We start from the raw sequence: 16,488 nt of genomic DNA on the forward strand, positions 1-16,488 counted from the left end.
ATTTCATACAAATTCGTTATCGATTGACTCATGATAGCGTGTGCTTACGTAGCCAGGGCGCCATTCGCCGATTCAGCAACATGAACAGCACCCCAAGGACGATCCCCTTGATGAGGTTGAAGGGGATCACCCCGAACAAGATGAGCTTATTCACCGGTAACCCCAGGGACATCCCCCAGACCTTCAGATACAGGGGCGTAATGATTCCCCAATTAGCCAGTGACAAGACGATCGTCAGGCTCAATGTCCCCACGATCACCGCCACTACCTGGCGCTTGACCGTCCATTCGTGACGCCGTAGCACCGCACTCATCGGCAGTACCAGCGCGAGGTCGGCGATAAAGGCCGTCAACACGCCAATGAAATTCACGATGTCCAAGCCGGTGGTCACGAAGTACAACAGCTCCTTGACGGCGGCAACCGTCACCGCCCCCACGGGACCGAAGACCCCCAGCCCGAGTAACACGACCAGATCACTGAGGTCGAGTTTCATGTACGGGACGATGGGAATGATGGGAATGGAGACAAACATTAAGACGTAGGCCACCCCGGCAAATAACGCCATCTCGACCATCGCGCGAACGCTGAACCGTTTCTGACTACTTTCCATGACACAAATTCCTCCTTGCGGCCATCCCAGTGACGCGACCCCACGAAAAAAGGCCTCGCCACAGAAGAGCGAGACCTTGGAGTTTACGTCAAAATTAAGCTACGCAAAAAGCAACGTCCCATCTTCTGCATACCAGACTATACTGTCGGTTTCGGAGTTGCACCGAATCAACCGCTCGCGCGGGTCGCGGACTTTACCGCCGGTCGGGAATTACACCCTGCCCTGAAGATGAACCTTAAATTTTAGTACACCTTTAATGTACTAAACGAACCAACGTCTGTCAACGATTTGCCTCAGGCCAACCCGGTCAGCCGCCGTAGTTCCTTGACTTCTTCCGGCTTGAGGTGCCGCGATTCGCCGGGTTGAAGCCCCTTGAGCGTCAAGAAGCCGTATTCCTCACGCTTTAATTTTTCCACGGGATAGCCCACGGCCGCCAGCATCTTCTTGACCTGGTGGTTCTTGCCTTCGTGAATCGTCAGCGAGACAATCGCAATCTTTTTCTTATCGTCGCTACTCAGCAGCTTAAACTTCGCTGGCGCGTACTTGACGTCATCGACCGTGATGCCTTGGCGTAGTTGCCGCATGGCATCGTTGGTTGGAATGCCCGTGACCCGCGCCACATAGGTCTTCTCCACGCCGTACTTCGGATGGGTCAGCCGATTGGCCAGTTCCCCATCGTTGGTCAGTAGGAGTAGCCCGGACGTATCATAGTCCAAGCGGCCAACCGGGTAAATCCGTTGGTCCACGTCCTCGATTAAATCGACCACCGTTTGACGGTCCTTGTCGTCATTAGCCGTGGAGATGACACCCCGGGGCTTGTACAACAACATGTAGACCGGCGCTTCGCTGGTAATCGGCACGCCGTCGACCAAGATCTTATCGTGGACGCCCACCTTGGTGCCCAGTTCCGTGACGACACTGCCGTTGACCTTCACGCGACCGCTCATGATCAACTTTTCTGATTGACGCCGTGAAGCCACGCCATCGTGGGCTAACACTTTTTGTAGTCGTTCCATTTATGCTTCATCTCCTGTTTCTCCTGATTGGTTCAATTGCTGGTTAAAGGCCTGTAAGAACAGGTCGCCACCCTCTTCATCGGTCGCTTCACTCGGGTTCGCCGCCGCTGGTAAGGGGGGCAAATCGGTGAGTTGCTTGAGACCAAAGTAATCCAAGAAGTACGCCGTGGTCCGGTAGAGCTTCGGTCGCCCGGGTTCATCCAAACGCCCAGCGTCTTCGACCAACCGCCGTAAGACCAATTTTTGGACGGTCGAGGCGCTCTGCACCCCACGAATCTCATCGACTTCGATGCGCGTGATGGGCTGGCGGTAGGCGATGATGGCCAGCACCTCCAGTGAGGCCGGCGATAGGCTTGTACTCAGGGGATTCTCGAAATATTGCTTAATCACGTCGCCGACCGCTTCCTTGGTCACCAGGCGGTAGGTGGTGTCATTGACCATGAGCTCGAGGGCCGAGTCCGGGTCCGCCGCATACTTCTGGGCCAACCGTTCCAGACTGGCTAAGATGGCGGGCCGCAACAGGCCGGTCGCCGCCGCTAGGTCCGCAACCGTAATGCCCTCATCGCCACTCACGAACAATAAACTTTCAATCTGTGCTAGGGGTGACATCCGTGGCATACCGTCCTTTCAATCGTAAGAAGTTAACCTGTAGTGGGACCAGACGACTCACCTGCTTTAATGCAACCTGGCGTTGCCGGGCGAGCTCTAACACGGCCAAAAAGGTCGTCACGATCTCGGGCAGGACCGGCGTCTCGCCGATGAGTTGTTCGAAGCTCAGTGCCCCGTGACTGTGTTCCAGGCGGTGCAGCACCGTTTTCATCTGGTCCTTAATCGTGTAGTGGGCCTGCTGGATGCTCTGGGTGACCGGCTTGGCCACCATCGCCCGGTGCACGAGCTTGGCTAGGGCCGCCTGTAGGTCTGCCGTTTCAATCCCCGGCGCCACCGTCAAGGCCACCGAATCCGGTACGGCCATGGCCGGTCGGGTGAAATGCTGCTGACGTTCCTGGGCCCGGGCCTTTAAGACCTGCGCCGCCTGCTTGTAACGCTGGTATTCCAATAGCTGGTTAACCAAGTCTTCTCGTGGATCACCTAAATCGTCCTCATCGCTGGGTTCCAGCGTCTGGGGCTTGGGCAGAAGCAGCTTCGCCTTAATGGCCATTAAATTGGCCGCCATCACGAAGTACTCCCCGGCAATGTCAAGCCGTAACGTCTGCATCTGATGCAAGTAGTCCAAGTACTGACTGGTGATGGTGGCAATGCGGATATCATAAATATCCATTTCGTTGGTTTTGATTAGATGTAACAGTAAGTCCAGGGGGCCTTCAAAATCACTGACCTGAATCAGTGGTTGGCCGCTGGTTGTGGCTTTGTCCATGGTGATACTCCCATTTCGCAATAATCTTAGCTGTGGAGAGGGTCCCCATCAGTCGTTTCGTCGGCAGAGTCGTCGCAAGTTGGTCCACCAATTGCCAGGTATTCTCCGTCAGATCCTTGTCGGGCATCAGCGTCAGCAGCTGAACAATCACGTACTTGCCCTGCACCTGCGTCCCGACAGCCCCGGCAAAGTCATCGTGATCGTCCTTCCAGAGATACAGTGTGCGTTCCTCGCTACTCTGGTACCAGGCCAACTCGTGCTGCAGGCGATCCCAGTCCTTAAAACTCGGCATCAGGCTCAACAACCCCATGGCAATCTTTTGATAATCACTCCGATATTTCAGTAACATACAGTGCCTCCGTTAAGTCGTCTCCATACTCTACCACACTTGTGCCCTCGCGGCTAGGCCCGGGGGTGATACTGGTCATAAACCGCGGCCAGTCGTTTCTTCGAAATGTGGGTGTAAATCTGCGTGGTGGTGATGTCCGCATGGCCCAAAAGTTCCTGAACCACCCGGAGATCCGCCCCGTTCTCCAGGATGTGCGTGGCAAAGGAGTGGCGCAACGTATGGGGCGTCACGTCCTTTTGAATATCGGCCAGCGCGACATAGTGCTTAATCTTTTGCCAAATGGCCTGCCGAGAAAGACCGCCACCATGGGCGTTTAAGAACAGATACGGGCTCTTGCGCTGCTTGAGTAGTCGCGCGCGGCTGTGGGCCAGGTAACGCTGGACCCAGTCCGCGGCCACATCGCCAATCGGAATGATCCGTTCCTTATCGCCCTTACCAATCGTCTGAATGAGCCCCATCTCCAGGTGTAAATCCACCAGCTTGAGGTGGACCAATTCGCTGACCCGTAGCCCGGTGGCGTACATAACCTCCAGGATGGCCCGGTCACGCAAGCCGTACTTGGTGCTGGTATCCGGGGCGGCTAACAGGCGATCCACCTCGGCCACCGTCAGGACCGCCGGCAAATGCTCCGCGTGCTTGGGCGCGGCAATGTTGGCCATCGGGTTATCCGCCAATTGGTGAGTCTGCACGGCGTACCGGTAGAACTTTCGCAGCGCCGACACGGCATGAATCACGGAATTACGGGACTTGCCACTTGCCGTCAGGGCGCTCAGATAATTCATGACGGTCAACCGGTCGACCTGCCAAAAACTCGTAAGCTTTTGGCAGGTCAGATACGCCGTAAAATTGTGGAGTTCCTGCGTATAGCTCGTGACGGAATTCTTGGCCAGCCCCTGCTCCACGGTTAAATAGTGGGCAAAGTCTAACGTCTGATCGGCTAGTTCGGTCATCCGAAACGCCCCCTCGTCTGATTAGTCCTTGGTCTGGTCCGCGTCCGCAACCAGCCACAACTGCCCATCGTGTTGGGTAATCTTCCGCGCCTTCAACAGGTGACCAATGGCCCGTTTGAACTGACCCTTACTAATCCCAAAGTAGGCCTTGATGGCCGCCGGGGCACTCTTGTCGCTAAAGTCCAGATGGCCGTCCTCACTGTGTTCCAGCGCGGCCAGGAGCATTGCGGCATCGTCATCGATGGCTTCGTAGGTCCGGGGTCGTAAGGAAAGGTTCAGGGTCCCATCGTCGTGGACGCCAATCACCCGCGCGTGCAACTCTTCACCCAACCGCGGTTCCGTTTCCCGTTCCGACGGATGAATGAAGCCCAGTTCGTAATGGTCGGTCATGACCCGGGTTCCCACCAATTTCAGCTGGTAAGCCCGCGCCACCACGTTAGAGTTTTGCAGCATCTTCTTAGCCGGTTGGGCAATTGCCGCATAGATGTCGCCATCGGCCAGCACACCCCATAACCGTTGCTTGTTGTCCTCTCGTAAGGCAATCATCAGCCGGTCGCCCTGTTGTGGCCAAAGTTCCATCATGGCTGGCAGGTCATCCAAGGACACCACGATATCCTTATTGGGCAAGCCAATATCCACGAAGACGCCCAACGTCCGTTGCGTCCGAACCACCGTCCCGAAGCCGTAATGATCGACTTGGACCTGTGGCGCGTTCCGGGTGATCTGCATATCATGGTCTTCGTTTTCGTAGGCGAACCCCTTGAAATTAGAGCCCAGTTTCAACGGCTTCTTGATCTCCGCCTTATCCAGTCGAAAGGTCGTCCCCGCGACTTGGACATAATAATCATTTTCGTTTTCATCGGTCACTTTTCCCGCGATGATGCGGCCTAATAGTTCTTCCATAATCTCCTCAATTCTACTGGTTTACCCAGTCAACCGTACAAAAGTGTCTAACCTTTATTTTACACGGAAACCCCCGAACTAGCGAGCCTTATTCTGACAAATTTATTTATGCCGAACGACCACCCTCGACTAGTGTTCGGGCTTAACCGTCTGGCCCCCAGCAAAGAGCCTAGGTTAGAGCCTTCCCGACGCTTGCGAGTCTACTTTAAATCGCCGTAATGCATACCGGCTAATCGTCCTTGGTTCCACTCTCCCCAAACAAAAACGGACCCCCGACAGAGGGTCCGTTTTCAATAACAGGTTTATCTCTTATTAAAGCGCGTTGGAAGCACCGTGGTAAACGATACCGCGACGTGAGTCAACAGTAATCAATTCGCCATCGGAGATCTTGTCGCTGGCACCAGTAGCGCCAACGATAACAGGAATCCCCATGGAAATTCCAACAACAGCTGCGTGAGAAGTCAACCCACCGTTTTCAACGATAACGGCGCTAGACTTTTCGATAGCTGGCAGGTAGTCTTTGTCGGTGTTCTTGGCAATCAAGATACCACCTTCAACGACTTTAGCGTTGGCATCAGCAGCGGAGTTTGCGATAACGGCCTTGCCGATTACCGTGTCATCACCGACACCTTGGCCTTGAACTAACTTTGAGCCGATCAATTGGATCTTCATCAAGTTAGTCGTGCCGCGTTCGCCAACCGGTACACCGGCAGTGATTAAGATCAAGTCGCCTTCCTTGGCCAAACCAGTTTCAACGGCCTTGGCAGCAGCTAAATCAAACATAGCGTCCGTATTAGCTGGCTTTTCGGTAACGATTGGGTAAACACCCCAGTTAACCATCAAGCCACGACGGGTCCGGTCGTCAAAGGTAACGGCTAAGATATCAGCGTTTGGCCGGTACTTAGAAATCATCTTGGCAGTGTAACCAGATTCCGTAGCTGCAACGATGGTCTTAACACCTAATTCGTTAGCAACCCGGGCAACGGAAGCACCGATGGATTCAGTAACGTCACCGTTATCAAAGTCCAAGTTGTCACGGCCAAATTCTGCCAAAGCATTTTCAGCCTTGATGTCGATCCGGTTCATAGTAGCAACGGATTCTACTGGGTATTCACCGTTAGCACTTTCACCAGAAAGCATGGTTGCGTCGGTACCATCAAAGACGGCGTTGGCAACGTCAGAAGCTTCGGCACGCGTAGGACGTGGGTTTTCTTGCATAGAGTCCAACATTTGGGTAGCGGTGATAACAGGCTTACCTAAGACGTTGCACTTCTTGATCAAAGCCTTTTGAACCAAAGGCACGTTTTCCGTTGGGATTTCAACACCCATGTCACCACGAGCGACCATCAAACCATCGGAAACCTTGATGATGTCATCAAAGTTGTTGATACCTTCTTGAGATTCGATCTTAGGGAAGATTTGAACGTGTTCCATGTGCTTTTCTTCGAGGAGTTCACGGATGTCCATAACATCTTGTGGCTTCCGAACGAATGAAGCAGCGATGAAGTTGATTTCGTGGTCCAAACCAAAACGAATATCATCGGAGTCCTTTTCAGTAATCCCTGGTAAGTTGATGGAAACGCCAGGTGCGTTAACACCCTTACGGGAACCTAAGACACCATCGTTTTGAACCTTAACAACTAATTCCTTAGTTGCATCGTCTTTCTTTTCAACGACAGTATCTAATAAACCATCATCGAATAAGACGTGGCCGCCTTCGTGGACGTCATCGTATAAACCAGGGTAGGTAACAGCGATCTTTTCCTTCGTACCTTCGAGTGATGCATCCATGGAGATCCGGAATACGTCGCCGGTGTGGAAGTCAAGCTTGCCACCCTTTTCAACAGTCGTCCGAATTTCGGCACCCTTAGTATCTAACATGATACCAACGGTCTTACCAGTAATCTTTTCAGCCTTGTGGACCTTTTCCAAACGGTCTAAATGTTCTTCATGGTCACCGTGTGAAAAGTTGAACCGGAAGATGTTGGCGCCAGATTCGATTAACTTAACAATCGTATCAACGTCAGTACTTGCAGGACCAAGGGTACTTACGATCTTGGTTTTCTTCATTAGAAAAATCTCTCCTTTAGAATTGGCCGAAACGGTTCACCAATCTCGTTAAAAATTGGCATGCCAAAAGTTTCGGCTCAAATTTGATTCCAAAATTATTCTATCACTTTTGAAAATTTATGTCTGCTATGTTTATCGATTTTTCGTCACTTTGTACACAATTTCTCAAAGTAAGCGTTTTCCCTTTTCGGACGGGGCTGAAAACGCACTGAAAGCTACTCGTTTTATAACTCATTCGTTATTGAAAAAATAATCAACCGATTTTAATTCGGCCAACTTTTGACTCTATTTTTTCGGTCGCCTGCCCACCGCAATCCAACCTATATTTGGTGAATGGTCAGGCGGCCGCTTTCCACTACGAAATTGTAAACGACTAAAATTAGCGCCATCAGTCGCACGATGACAACAGTTTAAGGCAATCTCCGCCTTTCCACCTTTCCCCCATTATTCCCTCACTAGCTCTACTCCCCCGTCAAATAACTCAAAACAAAACGACCGCCCAGAACGGAGACGCTTTCTGGACGATCGCTAACGATTTAAACGGGTTTTGAGTCTCGTGTTAGTGCTGCCCGAGAGCTCCCTTTATCCTAAGCCTCGGGATTAACACATTGCCGGCATGTGGCTAGGCCTCACCCGGCACCGGAATCGTGAAGCCTAGTTCGGCGATGTCTTGGTCAAACGTCTTCACGGTATCGACCGACACCTGGAAGGCGTCCTTGCCAAACTTATCGAGCTTGTTCAAAATCTTCGGTGGCACCGTGATGATGTCACAACCGGTCTCATCGGCCTGAACCACGTTAATGGATTCTCGGGTGCTGGCCCAGAGCAATTCGACGTTGGCCTTGGCGTGGCAGAGTTCCGCCGACTGCTTCATCAGTGGCAGTGGGTCCACGCCCGTGTCGGCCACCCGACCGGCGAAGACGGAGACGATACCCCCGGTCTTAGCGTCTAAGGCATCCACGGCCAGCCGCACTTCCGCTAGCGTGGTAATCGCCGTCACGTTCACCCGAACGCCCGCGGCAGACAACGCACTGATAACGGCCGTGTTGTCTTCGCCGTTGGCCCGAATGATGGGGACCTTAACGGCCACGTGCTGCCCGAGGCCGGCTAGCACCTTGGCCTCGGCCAGCATGCGTTCCGGCGTGTTACCGAAGACTTCAAAGCTGATGGACTGGTCCGGGAAGGTCGCCACGGCCTCTTTGGCAAAGGCCAGATAATCCGTAATGCCGGCCGCCTTCATCAGGCTCGGATTGGTGGTAAAGCCCTCGACTAACCCCCTGGCCGCCACGGCCTTCATGTCGGCTAACTGGGCCCCATCGGAATACACTTTAACGTTTAATTTCATTAAAAAATACCTCCAAAGTTGAATATCTCGTTCATTGGTATATATAATACAGAACATGATATGAATAGTCTAGAGGTATTTTTAGCAAAATTGGTCTATCCATTTTCATAAACCACATTTCCGGCACCCATCAGGCGCTCCAAGGGTCCCTTTAAAGTGGGGTCCGCCCGCAGCCACTGGGTCTTGGGCAACAGGCGTTTCTGATCGGTCTGGGGTTGATAAACAATCACCGGGACCGGTCCGGCATGCTGGGTGAGCAGTTGGGCCAATTGCTGGGCCACCGGTCGTTGGTCGTGGTCGGCATCCACCCGAATGAACCAGCGCTGACCCGATTGCGCCGTCGACTGGCTCGGCTGTAAGTTTTCGGCCGGCTCCAAGCGGTCCGCCACAATCTGCAAGCCACGTTGCTGTTCCACCTTGCCCCGCACCACGATGACCTGGTCCGTCTTGAGCCATTCACTGGCCAGCCGGTACTGGTTGGGGAACACGGTAATGCTGACGTCGGCGGTCTCGTCACTCCCGGTGAGAAAGGCCATCGGCTCGCCGCGCTTGGTCCGAATCGTTCGAATCCGCGTGACGTAGACCACCACGGTCACCCGCCCGTTGACGGCCAGGTCGCTAACCGTCACGGCATGCAAGCGTTCGGCTAATTTAGCAAACTGCGCGACGGGATGCCCCGACAAATAGGCGCCCAGCACGGCCTCCTCCTGCGTTAGCTTGGTCATCAGGTCGAAGTCGGGCTTGCGCGTAACCTTGGGCGCAAGGGCTGCGAACAATTCCACGTTGTCGCCGGACAGCTCCACGCTACTCAGAAATTCCGGTAAAGCCGCGATCAACTCCGCGCGATTGTACCCGAAGTGGTCGAAGGCCCCGGCGTACACCAAGGCGTTCAACAGGTCGGCCTTCCGGTATTTACCGTCGATGCGCTGCAAGAATTGATGGAGGTCTCGGTACGGCCCGTGCTCGTGTCGATCCGCGAGTAATTCTCGCAAGAAGTCGCGGCGCACGCCCTTGATGGAACTCAGCCCGAAGATGATGGCTCCGTCGCGAAGGTTGAAGTACGCCGAGGAGCGGTTGATGTCCGGCGGCAGAATCGTAACGCCGTGGCGCTTGGCCTCCGTCAGGTAGAGCTTGGTCTTCACCGGCACGTTAATCACCGAATTCAACAGGGCCGCGTAGAACGGTCCGGGGTAATGGGCCTTGAGGTAGGCCAACTGAAAGGCCAGCTTGCTGTAGGCCACGGCATGTGATCGGTTAAACCCGTAATTGGCGAACCGGTCCATGTAGGCGAAGACCTGTTCGGCCGTTTCCGCCGCGTAGCCCAGTTGTTGCGCACCGCCAACGAACTTCTTTTGCATGGCATCCATGGTCTGCTTCTTTTTCTTACTCATGGCCCGCCGTAGCAGGTCGGCTTCCCCGAGGGTAAAGCCCCCCATGGTGCTGGCCACCTGCATGACCTGCTCCTGATAGACCAGAACCCCATAGGTCGGTCCCAGGATCGGCTTGAGTGCCTCGGCCGCGTAGGTCACGCGTTCCTTGCCATCTTTGCGCTTGATGAAGGTATCGATGTTTTCCATGGGGCCCGGCCGATACAAAGCGTTAACCGCGGCCACCAGTTCGAAGCTATCCGGACTGAGTTGCCGCAAGACGCGCTTGATACCGGCGGATTCGAATTGAAAGACCCCGTTCGTCTCGCCCTGCGCGAAGAGTTTCAGCGTGGCCGCATCGTTGAGGTCGATACCGTTGATGTCCAGCGCCTGTCCCGTCTGCTTTTTCACCAGTGCCAAGGCGTTGGCCAGAATGCTCAGATTCCGCAGGCCCAAAAAGTCCATTTTTAACAGGCCGACCGCTTCGACGGTGTCCTTGGGATACTGCGTCATCAGCAGCGTGCCGGCGCCCGGTTGCAGCGGCACCAGTTGGGTCAGGTCGCCTTGGCTCAGCACGATACCGGCCGCGTGGGTGGAGTAGTTTCGAGGAAGCCCTTCTAGCTTACTGGCCGTTTCAAAGAGCAACTTATTCTGTGAACTATCGGCCACCAGGTTTCTTAGCTTCTGGGACTGCTGGTAGGCCGCGGCCAGCGTAATGTGTAATTGGTTGGGAATGGCCGCACTCCAATCGCTCATCTGGTACGGCGCCATCCCCAGGACCCGGCCCACGTCACGCAACGCCGCCTTGGCCGCCAGCGTGCCAAACGTAATGATCTGCGCCACCCGAGAATGGCCGTACTTGTCGTGGACGTATTGGAGGACCTGCTCGCGTTTATCGTCCGGAATATCCAGGTCGATATCGGGCATCTGGGCCCGCTCCTCATTCAAGAACCGTTCGAACAGAAGATTGTAGGCCAGAGGGTCCACTTCCGTAATCGCCAGGACGTAGGCGACCAGGGAACCGGCCGCCGAACCCCGGCCCGGCCCGGTCTGGATGTGCGCGCGGTGCGCAAAGTTCATGACGTCCCAGACAATCAGGAAGTAGTCGTCAAAGCCCATGCGGTGAATGACCCCCAATTCGCGGTCTAAGCGCTGCTGGTAGGGCTGGCTATCCGTGATCTCGTTAGCCGCTAGCCGCTGACGGAGCCCCGCGACGCACAGCTGACGGAGGTAATCTCGTGAGCTCTGTTGGTCGGGCGTGGGAAATTGGGGCAGTTGGGGTTGTTGAAATTTCAAGGTCACGTCACAAGCGGCCGCGATTCGTTCCGTCGTCGCCACGGCGTCCGCTAGTCCCGCGTGGTTAAAGCGTTCCGCTTGTTCCGCGGCCGGGCGCAACCAGTGGGCGCCCAGCGTCTTCTGTGCGGCGGGGAGATCCTCGATCACCGCCCCAGCATCAATCGCCCTGAGCACCGTCACGGCAAAATGGTCCTCGCGGTCGAGGTAGTCGACCGGTGTCACCCCTACCAAGGGTACCTGCGTGGTCACCTGTAGCTGTTGGAGCTGCTGTTGGGTCATTTCCGGTAGATCGGGACTCACCCCCACGGCCAGCCGCTGTGGGACCCACTGCTGGAGCCGTTGGACCACCCGCGTGGCCGCCGGTGCATCCCCAATCGCCAGCAATTGATGAATTTCGCTATCGAGCGGGGCAATGACGTTAAGGTGGGTTAAGTTGGCCACCTGTTGGCTCAGATCAACGGGCGCCGCGGCCACCTGATAGGCCGTGGACAGCCGCATCAACTGCTGATAGCCGGTGAAATCCCGCGCTAGAAAAATCAGGTCGGTGGGTTGCGTGGCATCCCCGGTCGCCTGTACCGTCAAGGTCAGTCCCAAGATGGGCTTAATTCCCGCTTCTTGGCAGGCATTATAGAAGGCCACCACCCCGTACATGACGTTCTTATCCGTCAGGGCCAGCGCGGTGTATCCACGGTCCTTGGCCGTTTGGACCAACTTGGGAATCCGATTGGTACTCTGCAGCAGGCTATAGGTACTCATGACCTGTAATGGGACAAACATCCTGTCCCCTCCTTTCGTGATGATCAGTTATCGTTATTATACCAGAAAATGGGGTAAAAACCGGGATAGCGAACAACTGTTTGCTTGGCAATTTTACCCCTTCCCGGTAAGCTGACGGTTACGGTAAAGCCCGCTACTTATTTTAGTCGACCTGCTGTCTTGCGCATTAACCGAGAGACGCTCACCAGCAGTTGCAACTCACCACCCTAACGCAATACCCGTTCCCATCAAAAAAGCCGCCCGCCAGTATTTAGGCGGACAGCCTTCATCACATCATGATTACAATAAGCAAGGAGCTGAAATCAGCTATCCACGCTAAGGAAAAGTGGGGTCAACTGCCTCCAATTGGCCATTAACCCCACTCTTCATGTCGAATGACGCCTTAGCCCTCCGGCGTCTGCACCGTCTTCACCTGTAAGGCGTGTGTGAAGACCAGCCGATCGTCGGCCACATCAATCGTAATCAGACTATTGACGGGGATGTTCCCGGCAATGAGTTGCCGTGCCAGTGGCGTTTCCACGTGGGTCGTGATGAACCGCTGCAGGGGCCGAGCCCCATAGGCTGGCAGATAACCCTTTTGCGCAATCCAAGCTTGGGCGGCCGGCGTGATCGTCAGGTCCAACTGCTGTTCGTGAAGCCGGTTAGCCAAATGGCCAATCAGCTTAACCACAATCTGTTGAACATCGGCCAGCGTCAATGGCGTAAACATGATAGTCTCGTCGATCCGGTTCAGAAATTCCGGTCGGAAGTGGGCCTGCAAGAGCTTGGCCACCTGCTCCTGGGCACTGGTCGAGATATGCCCCTGATCGTCGGTCCCCTGCAAGAGCAGTTCGGACCCCAGGTTAGAGGTCATGATGAGAATCGTGTTCTTGAAGTCAATGGTCCGGCCCTGACTATCCGTCAACCGACCATCGTCTAAGACCTGTAGCAAGAGGTTAAAGACGTCTGGATGGGCCTTTTCGACCTCATCGAAGAGCACAATGGTATACGGATTACGCCGTACGGCCTCGGTCAGTTGACCGCCTTCCTCGTAGCCCACGTACCCGGGAGCCGCCCCGACCAATCGCGAGACGGATTCCTTTTCCATGTATTCACTCATGTCGATCCGCACCATATGGTCTTCACTGTCGAAGAGGTTCTCGGCCAACGCCTTGGCCAGTTCGGTCTTCCCGACCCCGGTCGGCCCCAGAAAGAGGAAGGACCCCAGTGGCTTGGTCGGGTCCTGCAAACCCGCTCTGGAACGCAGGACGGCATCGGCCACCGCCGAAACGGCCTGGTCCTGACCCACCACGCGGTCGTGCAAACGATCGGCGAGTTTTAACAGCTTCTCCCGTTCGCCCTGAACCAGCTTGGTCACGGGAATTCCCGTCATCCGGCTCACGACGTTGGCAATTTCATTTTCCGTAACGGATTCGGAGACCAGCCAGTCCTGCTGCTGATCTTGCTTTTCCAGGTCAGCCAGCTCCCGTTCCAACCGCGGAATCGTCCCGTGCTGCAGCTCGGCGGCCTTGTTCAGGTCATACTGGGACTCGGCATTCTCCAGGTCCCGCTTGGCCCGGTCCAGCTCGGTCTTCTTGGCCCCGACGCTCTTGATCGCCGTCTTTTCCTGATTCCAGCGGGCACTCAACTTGTCGACCTTTTCCTTGGTGTCGGCCAATTCCTTGGTCAGTTCCTTGAGGCGGGCCTGCGAAGCCTCGTCCGTTTCCTGCTTCAACGCCGTCTGTTCGACCTGCATTCGCATCATTTGCCGCCGGGTCTGATCCAGTTCGGTCGGTGCGGAGTTCATTTCCACTCGGATCGAGGCTGAGGCCTCATCGACCAGGTCAATGGCCTTATCCGGTAAGAACCGGTCGGTCAGGTAACGGTCGGACAATTTGGCCGCCGCAATCAGCGCGTTGTCGTGAATCTTGACGCCGTGGTGGATTTCGAAACGCTCGCGCAATCCCCGCAGAATCGTCACCGTGTCGTCCACGCTGGGCTCATTGACGACCACCCGTTGGAACCGCCGCGCTAACGCCTTATCCTGTTCCAAATATTTCCGGTATTCATCCAACGTGGTGGCCCCAATCAGGTGGAGTTCGCCACGGGCCAACATCGGCTTCAGGAGGTTACCGGCGTCCATGCTCCCTTCGCTCTTGCCGGCCCCCACGATGTTGTGGATTTCATCAATGAACATGATAATCTGCCCGTTACTCTTGGTGACCTCCTTCAAGACGGCCTTCAGCCGTTCCTCGAATTCACCGCGGTACTTGGCCCCGGCGATTAACGCCCCCATGTCCAGGGAAAAGATGGTCTTGTTCTTCAAATTATCGGGGACGTCACCGCGCACGATCCGTTGGGCCAAGCCTTCCACGATGGCCGTCTTCCCGACACCGGCCTCCCCGATCAAAACGGGGTTGTTCTTGGTCTTACGCGACAGGATCCGAATGACGGAGAGAATCTCCTCGTCACGGCCGATAATCGGGTCGATCTTGCCGCTACGCATGGCCTTCACCAGGTCGATGCCGTATTTTTCCAGCGCCTTGTACTGGTCTTCTTGCGTCTTCGAGGTGACCCGCTCGCCGCTTCTAATCTTATCCACGGCGTTACGAACCATCTGTTCCGTGATGCCCTGGGCCTTCAGGTAGTCCGTCAGGCTCTCGCCGTTCAGCTGCATCAGGGCGATGACGACCGTGTCGGTGGCCAAAAAGTCATCGCGATACTTGTCCTTGATCGCATCGGCCTTCTGGAGCAGATCCTTCAGGTTGCGGGAAAACTCCTGCCCGTACTGGATGCCACTACCGGAAACCGTGCTGATGCTGTCGAGTTCCCGGTCGAGTTCGCCGTCCATCCCCGCAATGTCCACACCGGCATTGGCCAGAATCTCGCGCCCGAGTTCCCCGGGTTGAATTAAATACTTGAAGAGGTGAGCCACCGTCACGGCCTGGTGCTTACGCGTCATGGCGATCCGTTGGGCCTCGCCCAGCGCCGCCGTTAGGGCTTCCGTCATTTTTTCTGGATTCATCGTACGTCCTCCTTGAGTCATTGAATTTAAGTCTATCGATTAGTCACAGCCCCCGGCTTAACGAAACCAAGGGTCAAAAAAGAGGCAACCCTCAGGTTAACCTCCATTTTTCACTCATATTCTAACTGATTTTGACCAAAATTCAAAATAATTTGACCAATTTTGACTAATTAATTTAAGCCTGTTGTTCGGCGAGTTCCGCAATCTTGATGACCACATCCGTTGCCTGTTCCATAGTTTGTTCGGAAACGTATTCGAACCGCCCGTGCATGTTTTCTCCACCGGCAAACAGGTTCGGCGTTGGCAGACCCAGGTAAGAGATCTTGGAGCCATCGGTCCCCCCACGAACGGGGAAGATTAACGGCTTGATGTTCAGGTCTTCCAGAGCTTCCTTGGCCAGGTCAACCACCGTCATGTCCTTTTCGATGACCTCACGCATGTTGTAGTACTGGTCCTTGATGGTGACCTTAACCCGGTCGCTACCGTAAGCCTTGTTCAACTGGTCGGCCACGCCTTGGAAGAGCTTCTTGCGGTCCTCAAAGATTTGGCGATCGTGATCGCGGATGATGTAGCTGAGGTGGGCACTGTCAACGGTACCGTTCATGCTGTACAGATGGAAGAAGCCTTCCCGGCCTTCGGTATGTTCCGGCCGGTCGTGTTCTGGCAAGGCCGCGTGGAAGTCCATGGCCACTTGCGAGGCGTTAACCATGACGTCCTTGGCCTCGGCCGGGTGCACGTTAGTCCCGGTAATTTCAACCTGCGCGTCGGCCGCGTTAAAGGTTTCGTATTCCAATTGCCCAAGTGGCCCCCCATCGACCGTGTAAGCGATGTCGGCGCCGAAGTCCTTCACGTCGAAATGGTCGGCCCCGGTCCCGATTTCTTCATCGGGGCCCAAGCCAATCTCGATTTCACCGTGTTTGATTTCGGGATGAGCCAGTAAGTATTCGGCGGCAGCCATGATTTCGGCAACCCCGGACTTGTCATCGGCCCCCAGCAAGGTGCTGCCATCCGTGGTAATCAGGGTGTGGCCCTTGTAGTTCTTCAGGTTCGGGAAGACGGCCGGGTCCAGCGTGTACTTGCCGGCGTCGTCCAACTTGATGACGGACTTGCCATCGTAGTTTTCCACGAATTGGGGGTTAATGTTTTCACTATTGAAGTCGGCGGTATCGAAGTGAGAGATAAACCCAATCTTCTTAACCTTCTTATCCGTGTTGGCTGGTAAAGTGGCATAAACGTAGGCGCATTGTTGATTAATGTGCACATTCGTTAAGCCGATTTCCTTCAGGTCTTGGACCAAGCCCTCAGCGAATTTGGTCAGCTCCGGTGTGGATGGAATCGTCCCGGAGTTCGGGTTAGAACGCGTGTTGATCTTGACGTACTTCAAGAACCGGGGAATCAGGTTTTCATACTTTGCCAAAATAAATCA

The 16,488-nt window shown here is 55.0% G+C and carries 12 protein-coding genes and 1 riboswitch; all 12 genes read right to left on the minus strand.

The annotated features are described in order from the left end of the window. Positions 1–28 precede the first annotated feature (28 nt). Entirely contained in the window at positions 29–610 is a 582-nt protein-coding gene (locus V8I28_RS01360) for an ECF transporter S component (protein ID WP_341778332.1), read from the minus strand. 116 nt (positions 611–726) lie between these two features. Beyond that, a riboswitch (FMN riboswitch) is annotated at positions 727–844 on the minus strand. A 59-nt stretch (positions 845–903) separates the two neighbouring features. Further along, positions 904–1,626: a pseudouridine synthase gene (locus V8I28_RS01365; RefSeq protein WP_341778333.1), complete on the minus strand. Its 723-nt coding sequence runs from the start codon at positions 1,624–1,626 to the stop codon at positions 904–906. Beyond that, positions 1,627–2,235 (minus strand): SMC-Scp complex subunit ScpB, encoded by a 609-nt coding sequence (gene scpB, locus V8I28_RS01370; RefSeq protein ID WP_341778334.1) that lies wholly within the window; start codon positions 2,233–2,235, stop codon positions 1,627–1,629. Then, positions 2,213–3,001 carry a segregation and condensation protein A gene (locus tag V8I28_RS01375; protein ID WP_341778335.1) on the minus strand — a complete coding sequence of 263 codons (789 nt, stop codon included), beginning with the start codon at positions 2,999–3,001 and terminating at the stop codon, positions 2,213–2,215. Before V8I28_RS01375 ends, scpB begins: the two co-directional genes overlap by 23 nt. Then, positions 2,955–3,350 carry an N-acetyltransferase gene (locus tag V8I28_RS01380; RefSeq protein ID WP_341778336.1) on the minus strand — a complete coding sequence of 132 codons (396 nt, stop codon included), beginning with the start codon at positions 3,348–3,350 and terminating at the stop codon, positions 2,955–2,957. Before V8I28_RS01380 ends, V8I28_RS01375 begins: the two co-directional genes overlap by 47 nt. A gap of 53 nt (positions 3,351–3,403) precedes the next feature. Next, positions 3,404–4,300, minus strand: coding sequence for a site-specific tyrosine recombinase XerD (xerD, locus tag V8I28_RS01385; RefSeq protein ID WP_341778337.1), 897 nt, complete (start codon positions 4,298–4,300; stop codon positions 3,404–3,406). Positions 4,301–4,321: 21 nt separating this feature from the next. After that, on the minus strand, positions 4,322–5,203 hold the full coding sequence (locus V8I28_RS01390; protein ID WP_341778338.1) for a CvfB family protein: 882 nt from the start codon (positions 5,201–5,203) through the stop codon (positions 4,322–4,324). Positions 5,204–5,515: 312 nt separating this feature from the next. Then, positions 5,516–7,273: a pyruvate kinase gene (gene pyk, locus V8I28_RS01395; RefSeq protein WP_341778339.1), complete on the minus strand. Its 1,758-nt coding sequence runs from the start codon at positions 7,271–7,273 to the stop codon at positions 5,516–5,518. A gap of 622 nt (positions 7,274–7,895) precedes the next feature. Further along, positions 7,896–8,618 (minus strand): transaldolase, encoded by a 723-nt coding sequence (locus V8I28_RS01400; RefSeq protein ID WP_341778340.1) that lies wholly within the window; start codon positions 8,616–8,618, stop codon positions 7,896–7,898. A 95-nt stretch (positions 8,619–8,713) separates the two neighbouring features. Beyond that, complete coding sequence (gene dnaE, locus V8I28_RS01405) at positions 8,714–12,058, minus strand: DNA polymerase III subunit alpha (protein WP_341778341.1); 3,345 nt, start codon at positions 12,056–12,058, stop codon at positions 8,714–8,716. A gap of 382 nt (positions 12,059–12,440) precedes the next feature. Continuing rightward, positions 12,441–15,062 carry an ATP-dependent chaperone ClpB gene (gene clpB / locus V8I28_RS01410; RefSeq protein ID WP_341778342.1) on the minus strand — a complete coding sequence of 874 codons (2,622 nt, stop codon included), beginning with the start codon at positions 15,060–15,062 and terminating at the stop codon, positions 12,441–12,443. 175 nt (positions 15,063–15,237) lie between these two features. Continuing rightward, positions 15,238–16,479 carry a peptidase T gene (gene pepT / locus V8I28_RS01415; protein ID WP_341778343.1) on the minus strand — a complete coding sequence of 414 codons (1,242 nt, stop codon included), beginning with the start codon at positions 16,477–16,479 and terminating at the stop codon, positions 15,238–15,240. Positions 16,480–16,488 lie beyond the last annotated feature (9 nt).

Source organism: Levilactobacillus sp. HBUAS70063 (assembly GCF_038374745.1).
Classification (GTDB): Bacteria; Bacillota; Bacilli; order Lactobacillales; family Lactobacillaceae; genus Levilactobacillus.